Source organism: Serratia sp. NPDC087055 (assembly GCF_044900985.1).
GTDB lineage: Bacteria > Pseudomonadota > Gammaproteobacteria > Enterobacterales > Enterobacteriaceae > Serratia.
In genome coordinates this window covers 201846-227506 of record NZ_JBJDOG010000006.1, presented here as the reverse complement: position 1 = coordinate 227506, position 25661 = coordinate 201846, and the positions used below count along the sequence as shown (strand labels likewise).

Below are 25661 nucleotides of genomic sequence, written 5' to 3'. Positions count from 1 at the left end.
AAAGCACGTGCAGAACCGCCGTAGGTTTTAGCCAGAACGGTGGTGATTGCTGCAGTCAGGGTAGTTTTACCGTGGTCAACGTGGCCGATAGTACCAACGTTAACGTGCGGTTTGGAACGTTCAAATTTTTCTTTAGACACGGCTATATTCCTTACTCTTATGCTCTCCCCTCATGGAGAGAGCACTGATCAATGTGTTAAACCCGAAAGCTTATTTACCACGGGCTTCAATAACGGCCTGAGCGACGTTGTTCGGCGCATCATCGTACTTCAGGAACTCCATGGAGTAAGAAGCACGGCCTTTGGTCAGAGAACGCAGTTGTGTCGCGTATCCGAACATCTCGGACAACGGAACTTCAGCGTGAATCTGAACGCCAGTAGCGTTAGATTCCTGACCTTTCAGTTGACCACGACGACGGCTAAGGTCACCGATGACGTCACCAGTGTTCTCTTCCGGCGTTTCAACTTCAACCTTCATGATTGGCTCAAGCAAAACAGGTTTCGCTTTTTTAAAGCCATCTTTAAAGGCGATAGACGCGGCCAGTTTAAACGCCAATTCGGAGGAGTCAACATCATGGTAAGAACCGAAATGCAGACGCACACCGAGATCAACTACCGGATAACCGGCCAGTGGACCAGACTTAAGCTGCTCCTGGAGGCCTTTATCAACGGCAGGGATGTATTCCGTTGGGATCACACCGCCTTTAATGTCATTGATGAACTCGTAGCCTTTCGGGTTTGAGCCCGGCTCCAGTGGGTACATGTCGATAACAACATGACCGTACTGACCACGACCACCAGACTGCTTGGCGTGCTTACCTTCGATATCGGTAACTTTCGCGCGAATCGCTTCACGGTAAGCAACCTGTGGTTTACCGACGTTCGCTTCAACGTTGAATTCACGCTTCATGCGGTCAACGATGATGTCGAGGTGCAGCTCACCCATACCTGCGATGATAGTCTGGTTAGTTTCTTCGTCAGTCCAAACGCGGAATGATGGATCTTCTTTAGCCAGACGACCCAGAGCCAGACCCATTTTTTCTTGGTCAGCTTTGGTTTTTGGTTCTACCGCGATAGAAATTACCGGCTCAGGGAATTCCATACGCTCCAGAATGATCACATTGTCTGGATCACACAGAGTGTCACCGGTAGTCACGTTCTTCAGGCCGATTGCCGCAGCAATGTCGCCTGCGCGAACTTCTTTGATCTCTTCACGTTTGTTCGCATGCATCTGAACGATACGGCCCAGACGCTCGCGATCCGCCTTCACGGAGTTCAGTACGGTGTCACCGGAGTTAACCACACCTGAGTACACACGGAAGAAGGTCAAGTTACCTACGAACGGGTCGGTAGCGATTTTGAACGCCAGCGCCGCGAACGGCTCATCATCGGTAGAGTGACGAACAGCTGGAGTATCTTTACCGTCATCCAGCATACCGTTGATTGCAGCAACGTCAGTAGGAGCTGGCAGGTAATCAATTACCGCATCCAGCATCGCCTGTACGCCTTTGTTCTTAAATGCAGAACCACAAGTCACCAGGATGATTTCGTTGTTCAGCACGCGCTGACGCAGAGCTTTCTTGATTTCTTCCTCGGTCAGCTCATCGCCGCCCAAGTATTTGTCCATCAGCTCATCTGAAGCTTCCGCTGCAGATTCAACCAGGTTCTGGTGCCATTCAGCAGCCAGCTCTTGCATGTCTGCAGGGATCTCTTCGTATTCGAAGGTCACGCCAGCATCAGCTTCGTTCCAGTTGATAGCTTTCATTTTCACCAGGTCAACAACACCGGTGAATTTCTCTTCCGCGCCGATAGCCAGTTGCAATGGAACTGGATTCGCGCCCAGACGAGATTTGATCTGACCAACAACTTTCAGGAAGTTAGCACCCATGCGGTCCATTTTGTTAACGAACGCGATGCGTGGAACTTTGTATTTGTTAGCCTGACGCCATACGGTTTCAGACTGCGGCTGAACACCACCAACAGCACAGTAAACCATTACCGCACCATCAAGAACACGCATAGAACGTTCTACTTCGATGGTGAAGTCAACGTGCCCTGGGGTGTCGATGATGTTTACGCGGTGCGGCTCGAACTGCTTGGCCATACCAGACCAGAAAGCAGTAGTCGCTGCAGAAGTGATGGTAATACCACGCTCCTGCTCCTGTTCCATCCAGTCCATGGTGGCTGCGCCATCATGAACTTCACCGATTTTGTGGTTTACACCGGTGTAGAACAGAATACGTTCGGTAGTGGTCGTTTTACCGGCGTCGATGTGGGCGCTGATACCGATGTTACGATAGCGCTCAATGGGTGTTGTACGAGCCATTTGATTCCTCTATTGCCTTAGGCGTTCAAGTTCAGTTAACCCAAGCGGGTTGGCTTCTTGAAGCGCCCGCTTGGTTAGCATAACTACTGCGTGGCAATTACCAGCGGTAGTGGGCGAACGCCTTGTTAGCTTCGGCCATACGGTGAACGTCTTCACGTTTCTTAACAGCAGAACCTTTGTTCTCAACTGCGTCAGAAAGCTCGTTCGCCAAGCGCAAAGCCATGGATTTATCACCGCGTTTACGAGCAGCATCAACGATCCAACGCATTGCCAGAGCATTACGACGGACCGGGCGAACTTCAACTGGTACCTGATAAGTAGAACCACCAACGCGGCGAGACTTAACTTCTACAGTCGGGCGTACGTTGTCGAGAGCTACTTCGAAAGCTTCCAGGTGATCTTTACCAGAACGCTGAGCCAGGGTCTCCAGCGCGGTATAGACGATTGCTTCTGCAGTAGATTTTTTACCATCTACCATCAGGATATTTACAAATTTGGCCAACAGTTCGGATCCGAACTTAGGATCTGGAAGGATTTTACGTTGGCCGATTACGCGACGACGTGGCATGGAAATACTCCGTTGTTAATTCAGGATTGTCCAAAACTCTACGAGTTTATTTTGACATTAAAGTGAAAATGTTTGGCCTTACTTAACGGAGAACCATTAAGCCTTTGGCTTCTTCACGCCGTACTTGGAACGAGCTTGCTTACGGTCTTTAACGCCGGAGCAGTCAAGTGCACCACGAACGGTGTGGTAACGCACACCTGGCAAGTCTTTTACACGACCGCCACGGATCAGGATCACGGAGTGTTCCTGCAGGTTATGACCTTCACCGCCGATGTAGGAGGTAACTTCAAAACCGTTAGTCAAACGCACACGGCATACTTTACGCAGTGCGGAGTTTGGTTTCTTAGGAGTGGTGGTATATACGCGAGTACATACGCCACGTTTCTGCGGGCAGGCTTCCAGCGCTGGAACGTTGCTTTTAGCAGCCTTCACAGAGCGTGGTTTGCGTACCAGCTGATTAATTGTTGCCATTAAAAAGCTCCTGGTTTTTGCTTCGTTTGTTGCTTCGTAAACATGTGATAAATCCCCCCGTATGCACTACTGGCAAAGTACGGGACGCAGAATTTTATGGCTGAGCAGTTGAGGTGTCAAGAAATATACAACATTACTCTCATCACCAAGCCATTTGGCTGCGGTGTTTTTCGGTTAATTCGACGAAATGATTATAGCCGACAACAGTAATATTGTGCGAAAAATGACCAACCAATCCTCTGGCTTCCAGGTCGTTCTGCAGCGCATAAAGGGATATGGGGGCGCTGAGTAGCAATTCAAGGTGCGCGCTGCCAGCCAAGCCAGCCAGCACGCCATCTTGCAACAACAGCAAGTCATCACCTGGGGCAGTTAAGCGCAGCAATGCTGGCAAATCACATTGTGTGGGGGAACGGCTAAGGGTATACAGCATCAGGATTTCCTAAAAAGTCATCACCACGTCATAGCTGGCCAACTGCAGGCGCAACGCATCCGGTGGCAGTATTTCAGCATCCAATACCCAGTCGGTCACCTGACCCAAACCGCGTTCCTGTAAGGATGCCTGGCACAGATAGCATTGCTCAACGTCATACAACGGCAACACGCCGAAGGTCGCAATGTAATTACGCGCCAGAATTTTTTCCGGCTGCTGCCCTGGCAAAAGCTGCAGTACGCCGTCGCCAATAAAAAACACACCCACCTCTTCGCTCAACGCAGACGTGGCCAGCAATGCATCCAGCCCTTCCCTGCCACCGGCACTACCATGAGGACTCTGGGTAAAAACAAAAGCGACTCGTTTCATAAACTCTCTCAGAACTGCACCAAACGGTCACAGCTCAGCGAAGCCTCCGCCAATGACCCCAGCCCGCTGAGGATGAAACCCGGCTGAAGATTGGCGGTAGCCAGCCCCTGCTGGGCAGCCTCTTGCTCGTCGGTCACTCCACGTCGCAGCGCGGCTGCCACACAGACATTGAGTGCAATACCGTGCTGTTGCGCCAGTTGCGTCCAGCACCGTACCAAATCGAACTCATCACCGGCCGGTGCCGTCAGTTGATTGGCGTTCAATACGCCTTCACGGTAAAAAAACACGCTGGAAAGGCGGTGCCCTTTAGCTAAAAGGGCAAGTGCAAATTGATAGGCACTGCTAGCCTGCTGGGTGCCATACGCCGGGCCAGTGACCAAAAGACAGTAATCCAACATCAACGTTCGGTTCCCAACAGATCGCCGCTTTTGAACTGGCGAATGTACAAGTACACCGTGTGTTTGGAGATATTCAGCCGATCCGCCACCTGGTTGATCGCATCCTTGATATCAAAAATACCCTTCTCGTAGAGGTTCAGTACCACCTGGCGATTTTTCGCATTGTTGGAGACAGTGCGATCGGCATTCACTTCTTCAATGGTGAACTCCAGCGTTTGCGCCACCAAGTCGTCAACGGAGGACGCAAAGTTGACCGACGGGGCGACATCTTGCGTTTCCGGTGGCATGAAGGTCTGCATGACCTGGGAGAAGGGAACATCGAGGTTCATGTTAATACACAGCAAGCCAATCACTCGCTGCTCGCGATTGCGAATGGCGATAGTTACCGACTTCATCAGCACGCCGCTCTTGGCGCGGGTAAAATAGGCTTTCGACACGCTGCTATCGTCACCCGCCATGTCGTGCAGCATACGCAGCGCCAGATCAGTGATCGGCGAACCGATTTGCCGACCGGTATGTTCGCCGTTAGCAATGCGCACCGCAGAGCATTTCAAATCTTCCAGTGCGTGCAGCACAATTTCGCAATGCCCGCCGATTAACATCGCCAGGCCATCAACAACGGCTTCGTAAGACTTCAGAATTTCATGATCCGTCTGAGTAAACGGACGTTCATTCAGCAAATCAAGTTCGCTGGCTTCGCTGGATAAAAGCGAATTAGACATCGAAAATACCACCCTCAAAGATCGCCTGTGCCAGGGGGCGCAGCTAAAACTGCTCGTGCAGGCTGCTTTCCACAGGCGGCGCACCCTTGTGATAAAACAGGGTGGGCTGGCTGATATCAGTCTGAAACAGCACGACGAACGTCCGCAGGCCGAAACGACCAGGAACAGTTTTAGATACACGCCCTAAGGGGCAGGCGCATGACTTATAAGCCCGGATTATTAGTCTAGCAAAACAACCAGAGTAAAATCCTTGCGTTTGCGCGTGGTATTGACGTTAAGCCCGATGCCCGGCAGGCGTCAAGCGATCAGTGGGTAAGGCGTGAAAGTGGCACGTAATTGGGTGTGCTAAAATAAAGCCGCCGCGAAGAATATTCGCGGCGGTGAGGTACTCAGACAGGCTTATTGCGCTTTAGCATCAGCCGCTGCGTCAGCGGGCTTCTCTGCCTTAGCGTCGGCTTTTGGTGCCGCTTTCACGTCCAGCAGCTCAACGTCGAATACCAGGGTGGAGTTAGCCGGGATGCCCGGAACGCCAGTTTTACCGTAGGCCAGTGCCGGTGGGATAACCAGCTTGATTTTGCCGCCTTTCTTGATGTGTTTCAGGCCTTCAGTCCAACCTGGGATCACACCGTCCAAACGGAACGACAGCGGCTCGCCACGGGTGTATGAGTTGTCGAACTCGGTGCCGTCGGTCAGGGTGCCTTTGTAGTTCACCACAACGGTATCGCTGTCTTTAGGCGCAGCACCGGCACCTGGTTTTTCTACCTGATACAGCAGGCCAGATTCAGTTTTCTTCACGCCTTTTTCTTTAGCGAAGGTGTCGCGGTACTTAGTGCCTTTCGCTTCGTTATCTTTCGCGTCCTGCTCCATCTTCGCCTGAGCGGAAGCCTTCACGCGTGCTTCAAAGCTCTGCAGCGTTTTTTCGATATCTGCGTCGTTCAGTTTGCTCTTGTTAGCAAAAGCGTCTTGAACGCCTGAGATCAACTGGTCTTTATCCAGTTTAATGCCAAGCTTTTCTTGCTCTTTCAGTGAGTTGTCCATGTAACGACCCAGTGATGCACCCAGTGCGTAAGCCGCTTGTTCGTCATCATTCTTGAACTTGCCAGTGCTTGGCGCCGCGTCAGCAGGTTTCGCCGCTTCTGCCGGTTTAGCTGCATCAGCAGCCATGACGTGGGTCGCATTCAGAGCAAAAGCCATGGTGGTTGCCAGAAGCGTGACTTTAAACAAAGATTTCATCCATTTCTCCAGTGTCTGAAGCGGTGCCCCAAACAATCATTAAGTAAGATAACCGGGCTACTATAGCTGTCCGAAAGAAAACAAAACAGTCACACAGGTAACCAATCGAGTCAAAGTGTGACTCCCGCTTTAAACAGAAGTTTCGTTTAATGTGCTACCCGCATGATAAATCAGATTTTTCTTTCATCCCGCAGCGCAACAGTAACAAATACCGTCAAAGCAAGCGCTCTATTTTTCAGCACTTTACACAGGCCCCCGCGCTTTCGTGAAGTTGCCTCACGGAGCGGGTGAAATAGCACAGCGCAAAGCCAGCGGTAGCTGTTAACATAGTGTCAGATCCAGGATTAAACCGTGTCAGAGGTAGCATCATGCACAACGCCGATACCCAAAGCCTGTTAATGCGGCTTGAAGAGCTGGAAAGCCGCCAGGCCTTTCAGGAAGTCACCATCGAAGAACTCAACCAAACGGTGGTACAACACCAGCTTGAAATGCTGAAATTGCAGGACCACCTGCGCGTTCTGACCGACAAACTGCGTTCGACCCAAACGTCGATGATCGCCTCGCAGTCGGAAGAAACGCCGCCGCCACATTATTGACAGACCATAAAAAAGGCAGCCCCAGGGCCGCCTTTTTTTTGCCGTTACTGCGCTGCGATTAGTGGCAGCCGCAACCGCCGTTACCGCAACCGCCTTTCTTAGCCTGATCCTGGCCATGCGCGTGGTCATGGTCGTGATCGTGGCCATGGCCGCCGCAGCAACCTTCACCGTGTTCGTGGTGATGATCGTGCTCGCCGTGTACGTGACCGTGCGCCAGTTCTTCAGCAGTAGCTTCGCGAATCGCGACAACTTCTACATTGAAGTTCAGGTTCTGGCCAGCCAGCATGTGGTTGCCGTCAACCACGACGTGATCGCCGTCCACTTCGGTGATTTCGACTGGAACTGGGCCCTGATCGGTATCAGCCAGGAAACGCATGCCAACTTCCAACTCGTCAACGCCCATAAAGACGTCTTTAGGCACACGCTGCACCAGGTTTTCGTCGTAGTTGCCGTACGCATCGTTAGCGCCAACATTCACGTCAAAACGATCGCCAGCTTCGTGGCCTTCAAGTGCTTTTTCCAGACCTGCGATCAGAGAACCATGCCCGTGCAGATAGTCCAGCGGCGCACTCACCGGAGACTCATCAACCAACACACCGTCTTCTGTACGTACTTGATAAGCCAGGCTGACCACCAAGTCTTTTGCTACTTTCATGATATCTCCTACCGTTAGACACTTGGCGCAACTGTCTTTGGGCTACGCCTTAACCGGACAGATTGTATCGGAAATCTGCCCCGCTGTACCCTTCAGCATAAAAAAACGCGCCCGATAACGCTACTCAGGATGGAAAATACCGATCACCTGCTCCTGCGGCCTCACGTGTTTTGCGACCTGCTCTTCGGTCTGTCGCTGATGGTGGCCACACTTAACGCACTCGACCACTTCAACCTGGTCTTCGCGCCAAACGGCCAGCGTATCCATAGCTTTGCAGCTTGGGCAAACGGCTCCGGCAATAAATCTTTTGCGTGTTGCAGACATCTCAGTGCTCCAAATTATTCGTATTCATCCCAGCCGTCGAACTGGCGACTCTCTTTTTGCATTTCTCGGTGGAAAAGTTCTTCCAGCTCGCGCCGCGCTTCTTTCACGCGGGAAATCTGCGCCACATCGCCGTGATGTGGTGGCATCAGCTCACGTAGCATCCGCATATCCAACCGACGGAAGTGTTGCTGAGCACGATAGGCCTGATGCGGATGCATGCCCTGCTCCATTAGCGCTTTGCGCCCCAGTTCCAAGGCACTGGAGAAGGTTTCACGAGTAAACTGTTTGACCCCCGCCTGCAATAATTCGTGCGCCTCCACGCGACCACGTGCACGCGCCAAAATGCTCAGTTCGGGAAAATGCTGCTGACACAGGCGCACAATTTCCATCGTGTCCTCCGGCTCATTACAGGTGATCACAATCGACTTGGCCTTCGCTGCCCCGGCTGCCCGCAGCAATTCCAGCTCGGTGGCGTCACCGTAATACACCTTATAACCGTAGCGACGCAGCACACCGACGGCGCTGACGTCCCGTTCCAATACGGTAATACGCATCTTATTGGCCATCAGCAGCCGGCCGATCACCTGACCAAAACGCCCGAAGCCGACGATAATCACCTGCGGATCGTCATCTTCCACGTACGGCGTCTCTTCGTCTTCGTCTTCGTCTTTGGCGTTGTAGCGGCGTACCAAAATACGGTCGATAATCTGCATCAGTAACGGCGTAGTCATCATCGACAACGTTACTACCACCAACAGCAATGCAAGCTGATCGGGCTGCAAGACCTTCTGTGCACCCGCGGCCGAAAACAGCACGAAGGCAAATTCCCCACCTTGGCTAAGCACGCCGGCAAACTGCAAACGCACGGAACTGCGCAGCCCAAAAATACGCGACAGTGTATAAAGCACGCCTGACTTGATCGTCACCAGCACCACAACACCGAACAACACTTCGACCAAATGGGTATAGAGTACGCCGATATTTAACGCCATACCCACCGAGATAAAAAACAGCCCCAGTAACAGCCCTTTGAACGGCTCGATGGCGATTTCCAACTCATGGCGATATTCACTTTCCGCCAGCAGCACACCCGCGATAAAGGTGCCAAGCGCCATCGACAGGCCAAGCGCATCCATAAACAACGCGGCCCCGAGCACCACCAACAATGCGGCGGCAGTAAAGATCTCTCGCACTCCAGAAGAAGCGATGTAGCGGAACAGTGGCCGTAGCAGGAAACGCCCACCGATCAGCATGCCGCCGAACGCCGCAACCTTGAGTGCAATTTGTGCCCAATCGTCACTGCTACCACCGGCACCGGCCAAAATCGGGATCAGGGCCAGCGCCGGGATCACCGCCATATCCTGGAACAACAACACCGAGAATCCCAGTTGCCCGCCCTCATTGCGGTTCATACCTTTTTCGCGCATTAATTGCAGCGCCATGGCCGTTGAAGACATCGCCAGTCCTATGCCCCCAATCACAGCGGCCTGCCAAGCGAAATGGGTAAGGTAGAGCAACGCCCCCAGTACAGCGGCGGTAATCAGCACTTGTCCCGCGCCGACACCAAAAATGGAACGCCGCAGCTCCCACAGCTTGCTCGGGTTCAGTTCCAGCCCGATGATAAACATCAGGAACACCACACCCAACTCGGAAAAGTGCAGGATCTCGTCAACGTCGCGAATGAAGCCCAGCCCCCAGGGGCCGATGGCAATGCCGGCGATCAGGTAGCCCAATACGGCGCCAATCCCTAACCGGCGGGCGATCGGTACCGTAACCACCGCGGCGAACAGAAACAGTAAAATTGCGGTCAATAAGGCGGAGCCTTCCATGTTCATCTCCCTCCCTGTGGCAGCGGATGACGCAACCAGTCACCGTACGCGGCAGCATGGCTTTCCAGCACCTCTGGTTTCTGCCTGCGTGCCCAATACACCAGCATCGGCGTCATCCAGTGCATGTGGCACATGGCGGCGGTCAGTTCGAACGGCCGCAAAATATCTTCCATCGGATAACGGTTATAGCCGCCAGTACGGTAGGCACCCTCAGGCTCACCGGTGGTGATCACCGAACGCCAATACTTTCCCGTCAGCGCATTGCCGCCGATACCGCTGGCAAAGCCGCGCGACAGCACGCGATCCAACCATTCTTTCAGCAGGGCCGGGCAACTGTAGGTATAGAGAGGATGTTGAAAAACAATGACCTGGTGTTCACGCAGCAATTGTTGTTCGTGGTGAATATCAATAAAAAAATCAGGATAGTGCGCGTATAAATCGTGCACGGTGACATGTTCCAACTGCTGCGCCGGTCGAAGCAAAACCCGATTCGCTACCGAGTCCTGGGATTCCGGATGGGCATACAGCAGCAAGACCTTCGGCGGCTGTGACATCATTCCCCTCCAAAGCGTCGTCAGAGTAGCGGTTTTCCGTTACCATGGTCCGCAAAGACTAATAATAGGACAGCATACCCGTCGCTTTTCAAACTGCAGCGGTGCTACCTGCGTGCGTTAACCCCAGCCACTTACCTTAGTAGCTCCTGGGATAAGCGCCCTTGTCGCCTGGCTGCAACGTGAAATTCATAGGGCATATAAGGCCTGTTAATTTAGAATCACCTCAATTTAACATACTCTGAACATACGGCGCTTTATGATTGTATTCTCCTCGCTACAAATCCGACGCGGCACCCGCGTCCTGTTGGACAACGCCACGGCGACGGTTAATCCAGGTCAGAAGGTCGGTCTGGTGGGAAAAAACGGCTGCGGAAAATCAACGCTGCTGTCATTGCTGAAAGGCGAAATGACCGCAGACGGCGGCAGCTACACCTTCCCAAGTAACTGGGCTTTGGCCTGGGTAAATCAGGAAACCCCTGCGCTGGATGTACCGGCGCTTGAGTATGTGATCGACGGCGACCGTGAGTTCCGCCAACTTGAAGCCGAATTGCAGTTGGCAAACGAAAAAAACGACGGCCACGCCATCGCCACACTGCACGGTAAACTGGACGCACTCGACGCCTGGACCATTCGCTCACGCGCCGCCAGCCTGCTGCATGGCCTGGGCTTTTCCAACGAGCAGTTACTCAATCCGGTTCGCGCCTTCTCAGGCGGCTGGCGCATGCGTTTGAACCTGGCGCAGGCGCTGGTCTGTCGCTCAGACTTACTGCTGCTCGATGAACCGACTAACCACTTGGATCTGGATGCGGTGATCTGGCTGGAACGCTGGTTGAAGGGTTATCAAGGTACGCTGGTGCTGATTTCGCATGACCGTGACTTCCTTGATCCTATCGTCGATAAAATCCTGCACATTGAGCAAGAAACCATCAACGAATATACCGGCAATTACTCCTCATTCGAACGCCAACGCTCGACCAAATTGGCACAGCAACAAGCGCTGTACCAGACCCAACAGGAGAAAGTGGCGCATCTGCAAAGCTACATTGTTCGCTTCCGGGCACAGGCGACCAAAGCCAAGCAGGCGCAGAGCCGCATCAAAATGCTCGAACGTATGGAGCTGATTGCACCGGCCCACGTCGATAACCCGTTCAGTTTCAGCTTCCGTCAGCCAGAAAGCCTGCCAAACCCTTTGCTACGTATGGAAAAGGTCAGCGCAGGTTACGGCGACAAAGTGATCCTGAAATCGATCAAGCTGAACCTGGTACCCGGCTCGCGTATCGGCCTGCTGGGCCGCAATGGGGCAGGTAAATCCACGCTGATCAAAATGCTGGCCGGCTCGCTGGAGCCACTGAGCGGTGAGATTGGTCTGGCGAAGGGCATCAAGCTGGGTTACTTCGCCCAGCATCAGTTGGAGTTTTTGCGCGCCGACGAATCCCCCTTGCAACATCTGAGCCGTATAGCACCCCGAGTGCTGGAACAACAACTGCGCGACTATCTGGGCGGTTTTGGTTTCCAGGGCGATAAGGTCACCGAGGTCACCGAGCGCTTCTCCGGCGGCGAAAAGGCACGACTGGTACTGGCCTTGATTGTCTGGCAGCGCCCTAACCTGCTGCTGCTCGATGAACCCACTAACCACTTGGACCTGGACATGCGCCAGGCGCTCACCGAAGCGTTAATCGACTTCGAAGGCGCGTTGGTGGTGGTATCGCACGACCGTCACCTGTTGCGCTCCACCACTGACGATCTCTATCTGGTGCACGATGGCCAGGTCGAGGTGTTCGAAGGCGATCTTGACGACTATCAGCAATGGCTGAGCGACCTGCAACGGCAGGAAAACCAGCAAGATGCGCCAGACAAAGAAAACAACGCCAACAGCGCACAGGCACGTAAAGATCAGAAACGCCGCGAGGCCGAATTCCGCACCCAAACCCAACCGCTGCGCAAGCAGATCGCCAAGTTGGAACTGCAGATGGAAAAACTGGGTGCCGAACTGACGGCGATAGAAGAGAAACTGGCGGACTCGGCGCTGTACGACATCAGCCGTAAAGCTGAGCTGACCGAATGCCTGCAAAAACAAAGCCAGACCAAATCCGCACTGGAAGAGACGGAAATGACCTGGCTGGATGCGCAAGAGCAGTTGGAAAGCCTGGCCCAGGAATTTGAATCTTAACATTCAAGGCAGCTATCGTTATCGGAGAATGCCTGTACGGGGGCGAGCTCACACCGCCGCTGCGCCGTGCAGACATTCTTACGCGCGATAAAAAGGTTTATCCCCCAGAATGGTCGCGCGGTGCATAATACGCCGCTGCGGCAGATAATCCGCGTTGGCGTAATGCTGCGTCACGCGGTTATCCCAAATGGCAATGTCATTTTCCTGCCAGCGCCAACGCACCTGGAATTCCGGTTTGGTAATATGCGCAAACAGGAAATTCAGCAGTGCATCGCTTTCCTTTGGTGCCAAATCAACAATCCTGGTGGTAAAGCCTTCATTGACGAACAGTGCCTGACGACCACTCACGGGATGGGTCCGCACCACCGGATGCAACAAAGGGGGATTTTTCTGCACCGCCAACTGCCAGCGCTGGTGTTCCTCTTCGCTACCACGATGCTTATGCTCCGGGAATGACTTGGTAAAATCATGTTCCGCCCTCAACCCCGCCAACAATTGCCTGAACGGTTCAGACAACGCGTCATAAGCCGCAATACCGCTGGCCCACAGCGTGTCACCACCGGCAGAAGGCAGCGTTTTCGCCGCCAAAATTGCCCCCAGCGGCGGGTTTTCGATAAAGGTCACGTCGGTATGCCAGTTATCATTATCCGGCGGATTATTATCATGGGTATCCAGCACGATGATCTCTTTCACATCGGCGGCCTGCGGGTAGACCGGGTGGATGTGCAGATCACCGAAGCGACCGGCTAAATTACGCTGCTGCAAGGGTGTAATTGGCTGATTACGCAAGAACAGCACTTGGTGTTTCAGCAAGGCATGGTAAAGCTGCTCGAATTGGCCGTCGCCCAAGGGTCTTGCCAGCTCAACGTTTTCCACCAGCGCACCGATATAGGGGCCCAACGGGATGATATTCAAACGTTCGTTCATTGTTGTACTCCATGCCACGGGGTCAATCGGCGCTGCAAGGCGCGCAGCCCCAGCTCCAACCCAAATGCAATAATCGCAATCACGCCAATGCCAGCCAGCACCACATCGGTAGCCAGAAACTCACCGGCGGATTGCACCATAAATCCGAGGCCGCGAGTGGCGGCAATCAACTCCGCGGCCACCAACGTCGACCAACCGACCCCGAGCCCAATACGGATGCCGGTCAAAATCTCAGGCAGTGCGCTCGGCAACACCACAAAACGCAGCACCTGCCAGCGGCTGGCGCCCAAGGCTTGGGCAGCCCGCACACGAACCTGAGCCACACTGCGCACGCCAGCGACGGCCGACAATGTTACCGGGGCGAAAATCGCCAGATAAATCAGTAATATCTTTGAGGTTTCGCCGATGCCGAACCAAATCACCATCAGGGGTAAATAGGCCAATGGCGGCACCGGCCGATAAATTTCAATCAGCGGATCGAGAATGCCACGCACCGTCTCATTCAATCCCATCGCGATCCCCACCGGGACCCCGATAATCACCGCGGCCAGCAGCGCTACCAGAATGCGCCCCAGGCTGGCGGCCAAGTGTTGCCACAGCGTGGCATCCATAAAGCCCTGCGGGCTGGCAATCGTGATGAGCTGATGCAATACCTGCTGCGGAGCAGGCAAAAATAATGGGCTAATCAGGTTCAGCGCCGTGACACCCCACCAGGCGGCCAATACCAACAACAAGGTCGCACTGCTTAGCCAGACATTACGCGGTACGCTAAACCGACGACGCACAACCACCTGCGGCTGAGCAACCTCTTTGAGAGCGGAATGCAGACTCATAGCAAGGCCTCGCGCTGTTGGAATACTTTGCCCAGCACATATTCGCGCTGCGCGATAAATTCGGGATCGGATTTGATTGAACGGCAAGCCTCGCCGTCGGCATAACGCTGGCCGAAGTTCAGCGACAAACGTTCCACCACCTGGCCCGGCCCCGGCGACAACAGCAACAGCTCGCTAGCAAGGAACACCGCCTCTTCAATATCATGGGTGATCAGAAGCACCTGCTTGCCGGTATCACGCCAAATGGTCAGTAACAGCTCCTGCATTTGCTCACGGGTAAAAGCATCCAGCGCGCCGAACGGCTCATCCAGCAATAGCAGGCGAGGATCGGCTGCCAGCGCACGTGCAATACCCACCCGCTGCCGCATGCCACCGGAAAGCTGCCAGATGAAATGCTGTTCGTAACCCGCCAAGCCGACGTGCTGTAACATCTGCTGCGCCACCTGGCGACGCTGTTGTTTGCCAACGCCGGCCAGCTGCAGGCCAAACTCAACGTTATCCACCACATTGCGCCACGGCAGTAAACCCTCATGCTGGAACACCACGCCCCGCTCGGCGCCAGGGCCATTCACGGTCGTTCCATCCAGCGTGATGCTGCCAGCTGAAGGCTCAATAAACCCGGCGATCAAATTCAGCAGCGTGGTTTTGCCGCAGCCCGAGGGGCCAAGCACCACCACCAGTTGCCCTGCGGCAATTTGGAACGAGACGTCGCGCAGCGCTGGACGCCCCTGATATTCTGCTGAAAGGTGATTAACGTTTAGCATTCTGCTCCCTTACGACTGCGGCGCAGCCTGCACCTGTTTTACAAAACGATCGGTGACATAGGCACTGTAATCACTGTCGACCTGTGGAATTTTGCCCTGTTGTTTGAGGAATTCCGCCGTATCGTGAATAGCCTTGTCCACCGGCTGACCCAACTGGGTGATCTGCTCCGCAACCGGCAGGTAGGTATTGCCCTTCACCAAGACCGGTATCTGCTCTTCCGGCACACCGCTTAGACGGGCCAGCGTGCTGAGATTTCCTTTGTCCTTCAGCCACTGATCCGGCTGCGCCAGATAGGCTTTTTGGGCATTCAGCGCACTGGCAGCAAAGGCCGTTACCACTTCAGGATGTTTTTCTGCAAAGTCTTTACGCACCACCCAGACATCAAGGGTCGGAGCCCCCCACTGTCCGACCTCAGCAGAATCCGTCAGCACCTTGCCTTGTTTGGCCAACTCATTGACCACCGGTGCCCAGACATAGGCCCCGTCGATATCACCGCGTTGCCAGGCAGCGGCAATGGCCGGGGGTTGTAAATTAAGAATGTTGACCTGCTCAGGTTTGATACCCCAGTGCTTCAACGAGGCTAGCAGGCTGTAATGGGTGGTAGAGATAAAGGGCACAGCGATGCGTTTGCCGATCAAGTCCTGTGGACTTTTAATCGTCTTCTTCACCACCAGGGCCTCGGAGCTGCCAAGTTGTGAGGCGATCAAGAACACTTCGATAGGGAGTTTCTGGCTGGCGGCTACTGCCAGTGGACTGGAGCCGATATTACCGATCTGCACGTCGCCGGAGGCTAACGCACGCAACACGCTTGAGCCGCTGTCAAACTTACGCCAGTCAACGGTGGCACCGGACTGTTTAGCGAAGCTATTTTCCGCCTGCGCTACCTTGGCAGGTTCCGCCGACGTTTGGTACGCCACGGTCACGTCCACTGCGTAGGCGCTGGCCGTACTGAGTGACAACACCAGAAGTGCCGCGCTGCGTAATGAAAAGAGTTTGCTCGCCATGGTCCGCTCCAATGATAAAAGTCTGTTCAGTTGCTGACAGTTTTATCTGAGCGGTGACGAGCTATAAAAGAATAAAAAAAACTTCGTTATTACCCTAGAGAATATGAATTGCAGGAAATCATCATCACGCCAACAGCTCCCCACGCAGGAAAACCCGGGCGTAACCACCAATCAAGGTGCGATCCCCCTTCAGTTCGCAGAACAATTCACCACCGCGCACCGAAACCTGGCGTGCGCGCAGTTGATGACGCCCCAGACGAGCGGTCCAATACGGCATCAACGTGCAGTGTGCTGAGCCGGTTACCGGGTCTTCGCCGCCGTCGAGGGTGAAATAGCGGGAGACAAAGTCTACCGTTTCGCCCGGAGCACTGACGATCACCGCACGGCCGGTCAGGGCAATTAATGCCGGAACATCGGGGTGTACTGCCCGTACCTGCGCTTCATTTTCCAGCACCACCAGCAGCGCATTGGCCTGCCACACTTCCTGCACAGGGATCCCCAATAGCGCCGCCAACCCGGCAGGCTCTTCGATCTTCTGCGGTGGCCGAGACGGGAAGTCCAAAATCAAACGTTCACCATCCTCGACATCACGCTTAACGTACAGGTCGCCGCTTGCCGAGCGGAACCGAATATCTTGCAACGCCGGGTTTACCGCACTGAATATCACGTGCGCCGCCGCTAACGTGCCATGGCCACACAGATCGACCTCGCGCTGAGGTGTAAACCAGCGAATAGCCGACATATCGCCATCGTCCCAGACAAAACTGGTCTCCGGCAGACTCAGTTCATTGGCGATAGCCTGCATCTCTGCGGCCGACAATGGATGCTTCAGCAGGCAGACGCCGGCAGGGTTGCCACGGAACCCTTCGCCGGTAAAAGCCGCCACGTGGAAGTAATTTTCTGCCATCTGCAATTCCTTAATGCCAGATGAGTAACACACAGGCCGCCGTCAGCAGCCCCATAGAAACATTAAAGATGATCCAGGCCTTTTTGCTGCGCAACAGGCGGCCAATCACCGTACCAAATCCCAGCCAAATCACCCCGGCGACGATATTCACCACCAAAATGCCCAGCGAGATTGCCAGAATCGACGTATTGTATTTATCGCCCGCCAGGCTGAAGCTTGCCACCGCCCCCAATGCCATCAACCAGGCCTTGGGGTTAAGGAACTGCAACAGCCAGCCCTGGTACAGACGTATCGGTTTGGGTGGCGCCACATCGGTTTCCAGTTTTTCATAGGCTGCCGTCGCCACTTTCCACGCCAGCCACAGCAGGTACAGGCTGCCGAGAATTTTCAGCACCAGGTGCAATGCGGGGTAAACCAGTATCAGGCTACCCACGCCGAACGCCACCAGCAGCAAAATACTTTGCATGCCCAACATGATGCCAATCATCAGCAGCAGTGAGCGCATAAAACCAAAGTTGGCGCCGGAAGTTGTCAGTAACATATTGTTTGGGCCAGGCGTGATCGCAGCAACCCACAAGAAGCCTAACATCGAAAGAAATAAACTCGGTTCCATGAGGTGGGTGCTCCTCACCCAGGGGGATTTTTTGCAGTATTATTGTTAACTCAGGTAGTGAAGCTAACAGCGCACTATTAATCTCACAATAGCCGCCAAAAAGATTTTTATTCACGTTATGCATGAATCCTTTCGCCCTTTGACCGGGGCCAGTAATCCACATTTACAGACACTGTTGCCACGGTTGGTGCGCCGCCGCGTGCAGCTAAAACCGCACTGGCAAAGGCTGGAATTGCCCGACGGTGATTTTGTCGATCTTGCCTGGAGCGAAGATCCCGCCCTGGCCAGCCACAAGCCACGCGTGGTCCTGTTTCACGGGCTGGAAGGGAGTTTCTATAGCCCCTATGCCCACGGTCAGCTCAGCGCCTGGCGCGAAAAAGGGTGGCTCGGCGTGGTGATGCATTTTCGCGGCTGTAGCGGCGTCCCCAACCGTAAATCACGTATTTATCATTCCGGCGAAACGGAGGATGCACGCTTCTTCCTGCAGTGGCTACGAACCACCTACGGAGAAGTACCAACCGCCGCGGTGGGCGTCTCGCTCGGCGGCAACATGTTGGCCTGCTATCTGTCCCAGCAAGGAAACAAGAGTCTGCTGCACGCTGCCGTCGTGGTATCTGCGCCGCTGATGTTGGAACCTTGTTCATGGCGAATGGACCAAGGCTTCTCACGGGTTTATCAGCGATACTTGCTCGGGCAATTGAAACAGAATGCCACCCGTAAATTATTGCACTACCCAGACACCCTGCCGCTTAAGCTGACGCAGCTTAATGCGTTGCGCCGCATCCGTGACTTTGACGATGCCATTACGTCACGCATCCATGGTTTCAACGACGCCACTGACTATTACCGTCGTTGCAGTGCCTTACCGCTGTTGCCGGCGATCCAAACACCGCTGCTGATCATCCATGCCAAAGACGATCCCTTTATGACCGCCGAGGTGATCCCCGACGTGGCCACACTGCCGCACAATATCGAATACCAGTTGACCGAGTTTGGCGGCCACGTCGGCTTTGTCGGCGGCACGTTGAACAAACCCCATATGTGGCTGGAATACCGTATTCCATCCTGGCTTGCCCCTTATCTGGAAACAACCTCGTGATTATCCCCTGGAAAGAACTGGAAACTGAGACCCTTAATAGCCTGATCGAGTCCTTTGTGCTGCGAGAAGGGACGGACTACGGTGAGCACGAACGCTCGCTGGAGCAAAAAGTGGAAGATGTGCGCCGTCAGCTGAAAAATGGCGAAGTATTGCTGGTGTGGTCAGAACTGCATGAAACCATCAACATCATGCCGCGAGGGCAGTTCCGTGCCGGGCAAGAAGAAATTTAGTCTTGCTCGGTTCTATGACTGACGGAAAAAATCAGGTAACAATGGGCTATTGCAAACCAACGCGCGGAATTTTGCCCTTGGCGAAAGGGCGTCAAACAGACCAATAACCATAACTGACGCCTGCGCATTTAACACGGAGTGAGCACCACTATGTCCGCCAAACATCCCGTTATCGCAGTGACCGGTTCTAGCGGAGCCGGCACTACCACGACCAGCGTGGCGTTCCGTAAAATCTTTCAGCAGCTGAATATCCGCGCCGCAGAGCTGGAAGGCGACAGTTTCCACCGCTATACCCGACCGGAAATGGATGCAGCTATCCGTAAAGCACGCGATCTCGGCCGTCATATCAGTTATTTCGGCCCCGAAGCCAACGACTTCGGCCTGCTGCAACAAAGCTTTCTCGACTACGGCAAGAACGGTACCGGCCGTTCACGCAAGTATCTGCATACCTACGATGAAGCGGTGCCCTATAACCAGGTTCCCGGTACCTTTACACCTTGGGAGCCTTTACCGGCACCGACTGACGTGCTGTTCTATGAAGGGCTACACGGCGGCGTTGTGACCGAACACAACGACGTGGCCAAACATGTCGACCTGCTGGTTGGCGTGGTGCCTATCGTGAATCTGGAATGGATTCAGAAGCTGATCCGCGATACCGGTGAACGCGGCCACTCCCGTGAAGCGGTGATGGACTCGGTGGTACGTTCGATGGAGGATTACATCAACTACATTACGCCGCAGTTCTCACGCACCCATATCAACTTCCAGCGGGTACCCACGGTCGACACGTCGAATCCGTTTGCCGCCAAGGCGATCCCTTCGCTGGACGAGAGCTTTGTGGTGATTCACTTCCGCGGCCTGGATCAAATCGACTTCCCCTATTTACTGGCGATGCTGCAGGGATCCTTTATCTCACACATCAATACGCTTGTGGTGCCGGGCGGCAAAATGGGGCTGGCGATGGAGCTGATCATGGCACCCTTGGTGCAGCGTCTGCTGGAAGGCAAAAAAATCGAATAAGTGGATAGAGCGCGGCGATGGGCCGCGCCTTTTCGCCATTAGACCACGTCGCGGATTTCAAAGCTGTGAGTCACGCTGGCGGCCTTACTCAGCATCAATGACACCGAGCAGTATTTCTCCGCCGAAAGGTTCACCGCCCGCTCAACGATTTTGTCGCTCAGATCTTTACCGCTCACGATAAAGTGCAGGTTGATATGGGTGAACAGCCGCGGTGCTTCTTCACGTCGTTCAGAAGTCAGCTTGACCTCGCAATCACGCACATCATTACGCCCTTTTTGCAGGATCGACACCACGTCGATAGCACTACAGCCCCCTACCGACATCAGCACCATTTCCATCGGGCTGGGCGCTTTGTCGCCCGCATTGCCGTCCATCAACACCTGATGGCCAGACGCGGATTCACCCAGAAACGTTAACCCTTCCACCCACTTAACTCTTGCCTGCATACTGGTCACTCCGGTTAATTTCTTAAAATCAGGGTACGCTTTCGCATAGAAACTGGCAACGGAACCTGATGCTAATCATGCTGAAGCGAGACAACACAAGACACCCGCCTCACTCTGTGCTACAAACAGAGCCGCAATAAATCTTTCCGGGACACTGATTTCAGGGAAACTCCCAGGGAAAGGCTCCTTTACCGGTATGTTAACAGAATGTAGCTTGCAGCTCTCCCGGCAAGTTAATATGCTAGAGCGACAGCGTATATTTATGACACGCCTCAAAATCTGCTGATAGCCACCATTAAAACAACGGCGACAACAGGTTTTACAGGGAACTCTGACCCCTGTGACACAAGGCAGCGATAACAACAGAGGATAACAGCGAATGGTTCTCGGCAAACCGCAAACAGACCCTACTCTCGAATGGTTCCTGTCTCATTGCCATATCCACAAATATCCATCCAAAAGTACGCTGATTCACCAAGGTGAAAAAGCCGAAACGCTTTACTACATCGTCAAAGGCTCCGTCGCGGTGCTGATTAAGGATGAAGAAGGTAAAGAGATGATTTTATCCTACCTTAACCAGGGGGATTTCATCGGCGAGCTTGGATTATTTGAAGAAGGTCAGGAGCGTAGCGCCTGGGTTAGGGCGAAGACCGCCTGCGAAGTGGCTGAAATTTCCTACAAGAAATTCCGCCAGTTAATTCAGGTCAACCCGGACATCCTGATGCGCCTGTCAGCCCAGATGGCAAACCGTCTGCAGATAACATCTGAGAAAGTGGGTAACCTCGCCTTCCTGGACGTTACAGGCCGTATCGCGCAAACACTGCTGAACCTGGCGAAACAACCTGATGCCATGACCCATCCTGATGGTATGCAGATTAAAATTACTCGTCAGGAAATTGGCCAAATCGTCGGTTGTTCACGTGAAACCGTTGGCCGTATTCTGAAAATGCTTGAAGATCAAAACCTGATCTCCGCCCACGGCAAAACCATTGTCGTTTACGGCACGCGTTAATCACTGAAAAAACGGCGCGATGATTCGCGCCGTTTTTTTATGCCCCAAGTCATCATGTGGCGCAGACTGATTTACCACCCGGAAGTCAACTATGCACTGCGGCAAACGCTGGTGCTGTGCCTGCCAGTGTTACTCGGCCTGTTGATCGGCCAACTGCAATACGGCCTATTATTTTCCCTGGTTCCTGCCTGCTGCAATATTGCCGGGCTAGACACCCCTCACAAACGCTTCTTCAAACGTCTGATTGTCGGTGGCTCTCTATTTGCACTCAGCAGCCTGCTATTACAGCAAGCATTACTTTGGCACTTGCCGTTGCCGGTGTTGATGCTTGGCCTGGCACTGCTTCTCGGCGTCAGCGGTGAAATAAGTCCGTTACATGCCCGCCTGTTGCCCGCCTCGCTGGTTGCCGCCATTTTCTCCCTCAGTATGGCCGGTACAGTTCCGCTTTGGCACGCACCGCTGCTATACGTCGTGGGTACCGCCTGGTACGGGCTGTTTACCTGGTTTTGGTTCACGCTGTGGAAAGAACAACCGATGCGCGAATCGCTCAATCAGCTCTATTTGGAACTGGCGGACTACTTTGAGGCCAAATATTCGCTGCTGACCCAGCATACCGATCCACAGACCGCATTACCGCCACTGTTGATACGCCAGCAAAAAGTGATGGATCTGATCACCCTGCTGTATCAGCAGCTTAACTTTCTACCGCACGCCAGTAACCTCGAACAAAAGCGCCTACAGCGTACTTTTCAGGTCGCACTGGATCTGCAGGAACACATTACCGTCAGTCTACATCTGCCGGAAGAAGTGCAAAAACTGGTGGAGCAAAGCCAGGCCGAAGCCATCATCCGCCGCAATGCACAGGTGATTGCCGGCCGGCTGCGCACGGTGGCACACGATATTCTCTATCACCAGCATTCTCAGCGTTTCAATATGGACAATGAACTGGCGGCACTAGAGAAAGTGGCAGCGCAGCACCCGGATAACCCCGTTGGGCAGTTCTGTTACTACCATTTCAGCCGTATTGCCCGTCTGTTACGCACCCAACACCCGCTTTACCGACGCGATCTGATGGCCAACCAAAACCGTTTGCCGTTCTGGCCTGCACTGGTCAGTTACCTGTCATTTAAATCCAACGCCCTGCGCAATGCGGCACGCCTGGGTGTCACACTGGCTGCCGGCAGTAGCCTCGGGATGATTTTCAACTTACCGAAGCCTTACTGGATACTGTTGACCATCATGCTGGTGAGCCAGAATGGCTACAACGCCACCCGGGTACGTATCCAGCACCGTGCGCTTGGCACCCTGGTTGGGCTGGTGCTCGCCGCCGGCCTGCTGCAACTGCAGTTGCCTGAGGCTGAAACGCTGAGCGTAATGCTGGTTATCACCCTGCTGGCCTACTTGGTCTCGCGTAAAAACTACGGGTTGGCAGTGATTGGTTTTACGGTAACGGCGGTCTACACCTTGCAATTACTGGCGCTAAACGGTACCCATTTTTTGGTTCCACGCCTGATCGATACCTTGATCGGTTGTGTGCTGGTGTTCGGCAGCACCATCTGGTTATGGCCACAGTGGCAAAGCGGTTTGCTGCGTAAGAACGCTCACCAAGCGCTGGAGAACGATCAACAGGCATTGCGTTTACTGTTGGAAGAGCAAGAGCCCGATCCCAGTGCGCTGGCCTATGCCCGCATGCAGGTCAATCAGTCACACAATGCGCTTTTCACCTCGCTTAATCAGGCAATGCAGGAGCCGGGGTTTGAATCGAGCTATCTGGCGGATATGCGCCTGTGGGTGACACACAGCCAGTTTATTGTTGAGCATCTTAATGCAATGACCATTCTGGCGCGTGAACACTATATGCTGACGCCAAAGCTGGCGGAGGAGTATCTGCAAACCTGTGAAATCGCGCTGCAAAGCTGTCAGCAGCGCCTGGAATACGACGGGCCGAGCAGCAACGCCATCATGCAGCCGCCGGATCTCCACCCAGAGATGCCGATTACCGAGATGGAACGCCACCTGCGGCGCATTTTGTCGCACCTGAGCGTGATGCACACCATTTCGTCACTGGCCTGGCGCCAGCGTCCGCACCACGGCATCTGGCTGAAGCGTAAATTACGCGATCAATAAGGGCGCCGTAGGGCGCCCTTAGGTTGATGACATAGTGCTCTGTTGTTTAGTGGGAGGGGCGCGCCCCGTAATCCATGCAACGCATTAAGCGTTAATCACATCCTGCACGGCCAACTCAAACAGTGCCATACCCTCGTCAATATCCTGAGTCTCCACCACCAGCGAAGGAGCAAAGCGGATCACATTTGGCCCGGCGTTAAGAATCATCAGCCCACGTGCAGCGGCAGCGGTCAGGAAGTCACGCGCTTTACCCTGATATTGCGGTGTCAGCTCAGCACCAATCAGCAGGCCCATGCCACGGATGTCGCTGAAGATACCGTACTTCTCGCCCACCTTCTTTAACGCCTGCACGTACAAACCATGGCGCAGTTCAATGCCGCTCAGCACCTCTGGCGTATTGATCACGTCCAGTGCGGCTTCTGCCACGGCACAGGCTAGCGGGTTGCCACCGTAGGTGGTGCCATGAGTGCCTACCTGCATTACCGACGCAATGTCTTCGGTGGTCAACATGGCGCTGACCGGGAAACCACCACCGAGAGCTTTGGCTGTGGTAAGAATGTCCGGCGTCACACCATAATGCATGTAAGCGAACAGTTTGCCGCTGCGCCCCATACCGCTTTGTACTTCATCGAATACCAGTAGCGCCTGGTGCTTGTCGCAGAGTTCACGTACGCCTTTGAGGAATTCGGCATTTACCGGGGTAATACCGCCTTCACCCTGAATAGGTTCCATCACTACCGCACAGGTGTGGTCATCCATCACGGCTTTTACCGCAGCCAGATCGTTGAACGGCACGTGCACGATATCCGCAGGCTTCGGCCCAAAGCCGTCAGAATACTTGGCCTGCCCACCCACTGAGACGGTGAAGAGCGTACGACCGTGAAACGCGTTATAAAACGCGATGATTTTGGTTTTGTATGGACTATGCCGGGTAATCGCGTAATGGCGTGCCAGTTTGAAGGCCGCCTCATTGGCTTCCGCACCGGAGTTGGCGAAAAACACCCGATCGGCAAACGTGGCCTGGATCAATTTGGTGGCCAAGCGCAGCGCCGGTTCGTTCGTGAAGACGTTGCTGGTATGCCACAGGGTTTCACCCTGCTCTTTCAGCGCCGCCACCAGCGCCGGGTGGCAATGCCCCAACGCCGTCACCGCGATGCCGCCGGAGAAATCGATGTACTCTTTCCCCTGTTGATCCCATACACGGCTGCCTTTACCGCGTACCGGCACGAACTGAGCAGGTGCATAAACAGGCAGGATAACCTGATCAAAGGTACTGCGGCTTACTGCGGATTTTTCGGTCATTATTGGGTCCACCCTAGGGGTTCTTCAGCGTAATCTTGATGATCAAGTGAAAATATAATCACAAAATATGCATAAAAAACCAATAAAGGGCAAACGCAAATCACCTTCCCGGCGAAAAAAAAGCTAACGGTTTAACTTTTAAGGAAATTATCCAGCAGTTGGTGCCCCTGTTCGCTGAGAATGCTCTCAGGATGGAACTGCACCCCTTCCAGCGCCAACTGGCGGTGGCGAATGCCCATGATCTCATCGTGCACACCGTCGCGCTCACTCCAGGCCGTCACGTCAAAACAGTCCGGCAGCGTCGCGGCTTCAAGCACCAACGAGTGATAACGGGTCACCGTCAGCGGATTGCGCAACCCGTGAAAAACACCAGAATCAAAATGGCGGATCGCCGAGGTTTTGCCGTGCATGACTTCTCGTGCCCGCACCACCTTAGCGCCAAAGGCCTGCCCCAGCGCCTGATGGCCCAGACAAACACCGAGAATCGGCAATTTACCGGCAAAATGACGGATGGCATCCAGCGAAATGCCGGCTTCGTTCGGCGTGCAGGGGCCGGGAGAAATCACTAAACGCTGCGGCGCCAGCCTTTCGATGTCGGCCAGTTGCAGCTCATCGTTGCGCTTTACCACCACCTCGGCGCCCAATTCGCAGAAGTACTGGTAAAGGTTGTAGGTAAAAGAGTCGTAGTTATCGATCAACAGCAGCATAGTCTTTCCAACGGGCATCATCGTA

At 54.1% G+C, this 25661-nt stretch carries 29 protein-coding genes; 7 read left to right on the top strand and 22 right to left on the bottom strand.

Annotation, left to right across the window (positions count from 1 at the left end; translation table 11 throughout):
- From ACI2J2_RS21955 to fkpA, 9 genes are all read right to left on the bottom strand, one after another.
- The coding region (locus tag ACI2J2_RS21955; protein WP_230050329.1) for a GTP-binding protein at nt 1–140 on the bottom strand (140 nt) is incomplete at its 3' end.
- Between the two features lie 70 nt (nt 141–210).
- Nucleotides 211–2325 (bottom strand): elongation factor G, encoded by a 2115-nt coding sequence (fusA, locus tag ACI2J2_RS21950; RefSeq protein WP_209639060.1) that lies wholly within the window; start codon nt 2323–2325, stop codon nt 211–213.
- Between the two features lie 97 nt (nt 2326–2422).
- Entirely contained in the window at nt 2423–2893 is a 471-nt protein-coding gene (gene rpsG / locus ACI2J2_RS21945) for a 30S ribosomal protein S7 (RefSeq protein WP_012147229.1), read from the bottom strand.
- 96 nt (nt 2894–2989) lie between these two features.
- On the bottom strand, nt 2990–3364 hold the full coding sequence (rpsL, locus tag ACI2J2_RS21940) for a 30S ribosomal protein S12 (protein ID WP_004930426.1): 375 nt from the start codon (nt 3362–3364) through the stop codon (nt 2990–2992).
- A 142-nt stretch (nt 3365–3506) separates the two neighbouring features.
- Nucleotides 3507–3794 (bottom strand): sulfurtransferase complex subunit TusB, encoded by a 288-nt coding sequence (gene tusB / locus ACI2J2_RS21935; protein ID WP_209639062.1) that lies wholly within the window; start codon nt 3792–3794, stop codon nt 3507–3509.
- A 9-nt stretch (nt 3795–3803) separates the two neighbouring features.
- Nucleotides 3804–4163 (bottom strand): sulfurtransferase complex subunit TusC, encoded by a 360-nt coding sequence (gene tusC, locus ACI2J2_RS21930; RefSeq protein WP_265556007.1) that lies wholly within the window; start codon nt 4161–4163, stop codon nt 3804–3806.
- 8 nt (nt 4164–4171) lie between these two features.
- Nucleotides 4172–4561, bottom strand: a complete 390-nt coding sequence (gene tusD / locus ACI2J2_RS21925) for a sulfurtransferase complex subunit TusD (RefSeq protein ID WP_404760850.1) — start codon at nt 4559–4561, stop codon at nt 4172–4174.
- Nucleotides 4561–5283, bottom strand: coding sequence for a transcriptional regulator (locus tag ACI2J2_RS21920; RefSeq protein WP_209639066.1), 723 nt, complete (start codon nt 5281–5283; stop codon nt 4561–4563). The genes tusD and ACI2J2_RS21920 overlap by 1 nt, the downstream gene beginning before the upstream one ends.
- A 399-nt stretch (nt 5284–5682) precedes the next feature.
- Complete coding sequence (gene fkpA, locus ACI2J2_RS21915; protein ID WP_209639069.1) at nt 5683–6516, bottom strand: FKBP-type peptidyl-prolyl cis-trans isomerase; 834 nt, start codon at nt 6514–6516, stop codon at nt 5683–5685.
- A gap of 368 nt (nt 6517–6884) precedes the next feature.
- On the opposite strand from fkpA, the gene ACI2J2_RS21910 reads away from it, so the two are divergent.
- Nucleotides 6885–7112, top strand: coding sequence for a SlyX family protein (locus ACI2J2_RS21910; RefSeq protein WP_209639071.1), 228 nt, complete (start codon nt 6885–6887; stop codon nt 7110–7112).
- A gap of 58 nt (nt 7113–7170) precedes the next feature.
- Here ACI2J2_RS21910 and slyD read toward each other — a convergent pair whose 3' ends face one another.
- From slyD to kefG, 4 genes are all read right to left on the bottom strand, one after another.
- Complete coding sequence (gene slyD / locus ACI2J2_RS21905; RefSeq protein WP_209639073.1) at nt 7171–7767, bottom strand: peptidylprolyl isomerase; 597 nt, start codon at nt 7765–7767, stop codon at nt 7171–7173.
- A gap of 120 nt (nt 7768–7887) precedes the next feature.
- Complete coding sequence (locus ACI2J2_RS21900) at nt 7888–8091, bottom strand: YheV family putative zinc ribbon protein (protein WP_209639075.1); 204 nt, start codon at nt 8089–8091, stop codon at nt 7888–7890.
- Nucleotides 8092–8105: 14 nt separating this feature from the next.
- Nucleotides 8106–9920, bottom strand: coding sequence for a glutathione-regulated potassium-efflux system protein KefB (gene kefB / locus ACI2J2_RS21895; RefSeq protein ID WP_404760849.1), 1815 nt, complete (start codon nt 9918–9920; stop codon nt 8106–8108).
- Nucleotides 9921–9922: 2 nt separating this feature from the next.
- Complete coding sequence (gene kefG / locus ACI2J2_RS21890) at nt 9923–10474, bottom strand: glutathione-regulated potassium-efflux system ancillary protein KefG (protein WP_209639452.1); 552 nt, start codon at nt 10472–10474, stop codon at nt 9923–9925.
- 256 nt (nt 10475–10730) lie between these two features.
- On the opposite strand from kefG, the gene ACI2J2_RS21885 reads away from it, so the two are divergent.
- Nucleotides 10731–12644 (top strand): ABC transporter ATP-binding protein, encoded by a 1914-nt coding sequence (locus ACI2J2_RS21885; RefSeq protein ID WP_404760848.1) that lies wholly within the window; start codon nt 10731–10733, stop codon nt 12642–12644.
- A gap of 78 nt (nt 12645–12722) precedes the next feature.
- On the opposite strand, the gene tauD is transcribed toward ACI2J2_RS21885, so the two are convergent.
- The 6 genes from tauD to ACI2J2_RS21855 form a co-directional block, all read right to left on the bottom strand.
- Entirely contained in the window at nt 12723–13571 is an 849-nt protein-coding gene (tauD, locus tag ACI2J2_RS21880) for a taurine dioxygenase (protein ID WP_209639081.1), read from the bottom strand.
- Entirely contained in the window at nt 13568–14404 is an 837-nt protein-coding gene (gene tauC / locus ACI2J2_RS21875) for a taurine ABC transporter permease TauC (RefSeq protein ID WP_404760847.1), read from the bottom strand. Before tauC ends, tauD begins: the two co-directional genes overlap by 4 nt.
- Nucleotides 14401–15168, bottom strand: a complete 768-nt coding sequence (tauB, locus tag ACI2J2_RS21870; RefSeq protein ID WP_265556012.1) for a taurine ABC transporter ATP-binding subunit — start codon at nt 15166–15168, stop codon at nt 14401–14403. Before tauB ends, tauC begins: the two co-directional genes overlap by 4 nt.
- A gap of 9 nt (nt 15169–15177) precedes the next feature.
- Nucleotides 15178–16173 carry a taurine ABC transporter substrate-binding protein gene (gene tauA / locus ACI2J2_RS21865; protein WP_404760846.1) on the bottom strand — a complete coding sequence of 332 codons (996 nt, stop codon included), beginning with the start codon at nt 16171–16173 and terminating at the stop codon, nt 15178–15180.
- Nucleotides 16174–16297: 124 nt separating this feature from the next.
- Entirely contained in the window at nt 16298–17080 is a 783-nt protein-coding gene (locus ACI2J2_RS21860) for a PhzF family phenazine biosynthesis protein (RefSeq protein ID WP_209639089.1), read from the bottom strand.
- A 10-nt stretch (nt 17081–17090) separates the two neighbouring features.
- On the bottom strand, nt 17091–17693 hold the full coding sequence (locus ACI2J2_RS21855; RefSeq protein WP_209639091.1) for a LysE family translocator: 603 nt from the start codon (nt 17691–17693) through the stop codon (nt 17091–17093).
- Between the two features lie 118 nt (nt 17694–17811).
- Between ACI2J2_RS21855 and ACI2J2_RS21850 the strand changes: the two genes are divergently transcribed.
- The 3 genes from ACI2J2_RS21850 (at nt 17812) to ACI2J2_RS21840 (ending at nt 20042) form a co-directional block, all read left to right on the top strand.
- Entirely contained in the window at nt 17812–18792 is a 981-nt protein-coding gene (locus tag ACI2J2_RS21850) for a hydrolase (protein ID WP_209639093.1), read from the top strand.
- Nucleotides 18789–19022: a YheU family protein gene (locus ACI2J2_RS21845; RefSeq protein ID WP_012147255.1), complete on the top strand. Its 234-nt coding sequence runs from the start codon at nt 18789–18791 to the stop codon at nt 19020–19022. The genes ACI2J2_RS21850 and ACI2J2_RS21845 overlap by 4 nt, the downstream gene beginning before the upstream one ends.
- Nucleotides 19023–19172: 150 nt before the next feature.
- Nucleotides 19173–20042, top strand: a complete 870-nt coding sequence (locus tag ACI2J2_RS21840; protein WP_209639095.1) for a phosphoribulokinase — start codon at nt 19173–19175, stop codon at nt 20040–20042.
- A gap of 38 nt (nt 20043–20080) precedes the next feature.
- Here the strand turns inward: ACI2J2_RS21840 and ACI2J2_RS21835 are convergent, their stop codons facing one another.
- The gene (locus ACI2J2_RS21835) at nt 20081–20488 is read right to left on the bottom strand and encodes an OsmC family protein (protein WP_404760845.1); all 408 of its coding nucleotides are present in this window, start codon (nt 20486–20488) and stop codon (nt 20081–20083) included.
- Between the two features lie 379 nt (nt 20489–20867).
- Here ACI2J2_RS21835 and crp point away from each other — a divergent pair, with 379 nt between their 5' ends.
- The gene (gene crp / locus ACI2J2_RS21830; RefSeq protein ID WP_004718520.1) at nt 20868–21500 is read left to right on the top strand and encodes a cAMP-activated global transcriptional regulator CRP; all 633 of its coding nucleotides are present in this window, start codon (nt 20868–20870) and stop codon (nt 21498–21500) included.
- A 54-nt stretch (nt 21501–21554) separates the two neighbouring features.
- Nucleotides 21555–23627 (top strand): YccS/YhfK family putative transporter, encoded by a 2073-nt coding sequence (locus ACI2J2_RS21825; protein ID WP_265556096.1) that lies wholly within the window; start codon nt 21555–21557, stop codon nt 23625–23627.
- Nucleotides 23628–23711: 84 nt separating this feature from the next.
- Here the strand turns inward: ACI2J2_RS21825 and ACI2J2_RS21820 are convergent, their stop codons facing one another.
- Together ACI2J2_RS21820 and ACI2J2_RS21815 are read right to left on the bottom strand one after the other, a co-directional pair.
- Nucleotides 23712–24929, bottom strand: a complete 1218-nt coding sequence (locus ACI2J2_RS21820; protein WP_404760844.1) for an aspartate aminotransferase family protein — start codon at nt 24927–24929, stop codon at nt 23712–23714.
- Nucleotides 24930–25060: 131 nt separating this feature from the next.
- Complete coding sequence (locus ACI2J2_RS21815; RefSeq protein WP_404760843.1) at nt 25061–25636, bottom strand: aminodeoxychorismate synthase component II; 576 nt, start codon at nt 25634–25636, stop codon at nt 25061–25063.
- Between the last annotated feature and the right edge of the window lie 25 nt (nt 25637–25661).

What these genes read in the sequence shown, in the direction of transcription:
- ACI2J2_RS21855 (WP_209639091.1), bottom strand. Translation starts at nt 17,693, where the DNA reads ATGGAACCGAGTTTATTTCTTTCGATGTTAGGCTTCTTGTGGGTTGCT.
- fkpA (WP_209639069.1), bottom strand. Translation starts at nt 6,516, where the DNA reads ATGAAATCTTTGTTTAAAGTCACGCTTCTGGCAACCACCATGGCTTTT.
- tauD (WP_209639081.1), bottom strand. Translation starts at nt 13,571, where the DNA reads ATGAACGAACGTTTGAATATCATCCCGTTGGGCCCCTATATCGGTGCG.
- tauC (WP_404760847.1), bottom strand. Translation starts at nt 14,404, where the DNA reads ATGAGTCTGCATTCCGCTCTCAAAGAGGTTGCTCAGCCGCAGGTGGTT.
- ACI2J2_RS21910 (WP_209639071.1), top strand. Translation starts at nt 6,885, where the DNA reads ATGCACAACGCCGATACCCAAAGCCTGTTAATGCGGCTTGAAGAGCTG.
- ACI2J2_RS21850 (WP_209639093.1), top strand. Translation starts at nt 17,812, where the DNA reads ATGCATGAATCCTTTCGCCCTTTGACCGGGGCCAGTAATCCACATTTA.
- tauB (WP_265556012.1), bottom strand. Translation starts at nt 15,168, where the DNA reads ATGCTAAACGTTAATCACCTTTCAGCAGAATATCAGGGGCGTCCAGCG.
- ACI2J2_RS21825 (WP_265556096.1), top strand. Translation starts at nt 21,555, where the DNA reads ATGTGGCGCAGACTGATTTACCACCCGGAAGTCAACTATGCACTGCGG.
- ACI2J2_RS21885 (WP_404760848.1), top strand. Translation starts at nt 10,731, where the DNA reads ATGATTGTATTCTCCTCGCTACAAATCCGACGCGGCACCCGCGTCCTG.
- rpsL (WP_004930426.1), bottom strand. Translation starts at nt 3,364, where the DNA reads ATGGCAACAATTAATCAGCTGGTACGCAAACCACGCTCTGTGAAGGCT.
- ACI2J2_RS21920 (WP_209639066.1), bottom strand. Translation starts at nt 5,283, where the DNA reads ATGTCTAATTCGCTTTTATCCAGCGAAGCCAGCGAACTTGATTTGCTG.
- tusB (WP_209639062.1), bottom strand. Translation starts at nt 3,794, where the DNA reads ATGCTGTATACCCTTAGCCGTTCCCCCACACAATGTGATTTGCCAGCA.
- ACI2J2_RS21820 (WP_404760844.1), bottom strand. Translation starts at nt 24,929, where the DNA reads ATGACCGAAAAATCCGCAGTAAGCCGCAGTACCTTTGATCAGGTTATC.
- fusA (WP_209639060.1), bottom strand. Translation starts at nt 2,325, where the DNA reads ATGGCTCGTACAACACCCATTGAGCGCTATCGTAACATCGGTATCAGC.
- ACI2J2_RS21815 (WP_404760843.1), bottom strand. Translation starts at nt 25,636, where the DNA reads ATGCTGCTGTTGATCGATAACTACGACTCTTTTACCTACAACCTTTAC.
- rpsG (WP_012147229.1), bottom strand. Translation starts at nt 2,893, where the DNA reads ATGCCACGTCGTCGCGTAATCGGCCAACGTAAAATCCTTCCAGATCCT.
- ACI2J2_RS21840 (WP_209639095.1), top strand. Translation starts at nt 19,173, where the DNA reads ATGTCCGCCAAACATCCCGTTATCGCAGTGACCGGTTCTAGCGGAGCC.
- kefB (WP_404760849.1), bottom strand. Translation starts at nt 9,920, where the DNA reads ATGGAAGGCTCCGCCTTATTGACCGCAATTTTACTGTTTCTGTTCGCC.
- slyD (WP_209639073.1), bottom strand. Translation starts at nt 7,767, where the DNA reads ATGAAAGTAGCAAAAGACTTGGTGGTCAGCCTGGCTTATCAAGTACGT.
- kefG (WP_209639452.1), bottom strand. Translation starts at nt 10,474, where the DNA reads ATGTCACAGCCGCCGAAGGTCTTGCTGCTGTATGCCCATCCGGAATCC.
- ACI2J2_RS21860 (WP_209639089.1), bottom strand. Translation starts at nt 17,080, where the DNA reads ATGGCAGAAAATTACTTCCACGTGGCGGCTTTTACCGGCGAAGGGTTC.
- crp (WP_004718520.1), top strand. Translation starts at nt 20,868, where the DNA reads ATGGTTCTCGGCAAACCGCAAACAGACCCTACTCTCGAATGGTTCCTG.
- ACI2J2_RS21835 (WP_404760845.1), bottom strand. Translation starts at nt 20,488, where the DNA reads ATGCAGGCAAGAGTTAAGTGGGTGGAAGGGTTAACGTTTCTGGGTGAA.
- ACI2J2_RS21900 (WP_209639075.1), bottom strand. Translation starts at nt 8,091, where the DNA reads ATGTCTGCAACACGCAAAAGATTTATTGCCGGAGCCGTTTGCCCAAGC.
- tusD (WP_404760850.1), bottom strand. Translation starts at nt 4,561, where the DNA reads ATGTTGGATTACTGTCTTTTGGTCACTGGCCCGGCGTATGGCACCCAG.
- tauA (WP_404760846.1), bottom strand. Translation starts at nt 16,173, where the DNA reads ATGGCGAGCAAACTCTTTTCATTACGCAGCGCGGCACTTCTGGTGTTG.
- tusC (WP_265556007.1), bottom strand. Translation starts at nt 4,163, where the DNA reads ATGAAACGAGTCGCTTTTGTTTTTACCCAGAGTCCTCATGGTAGTGCC.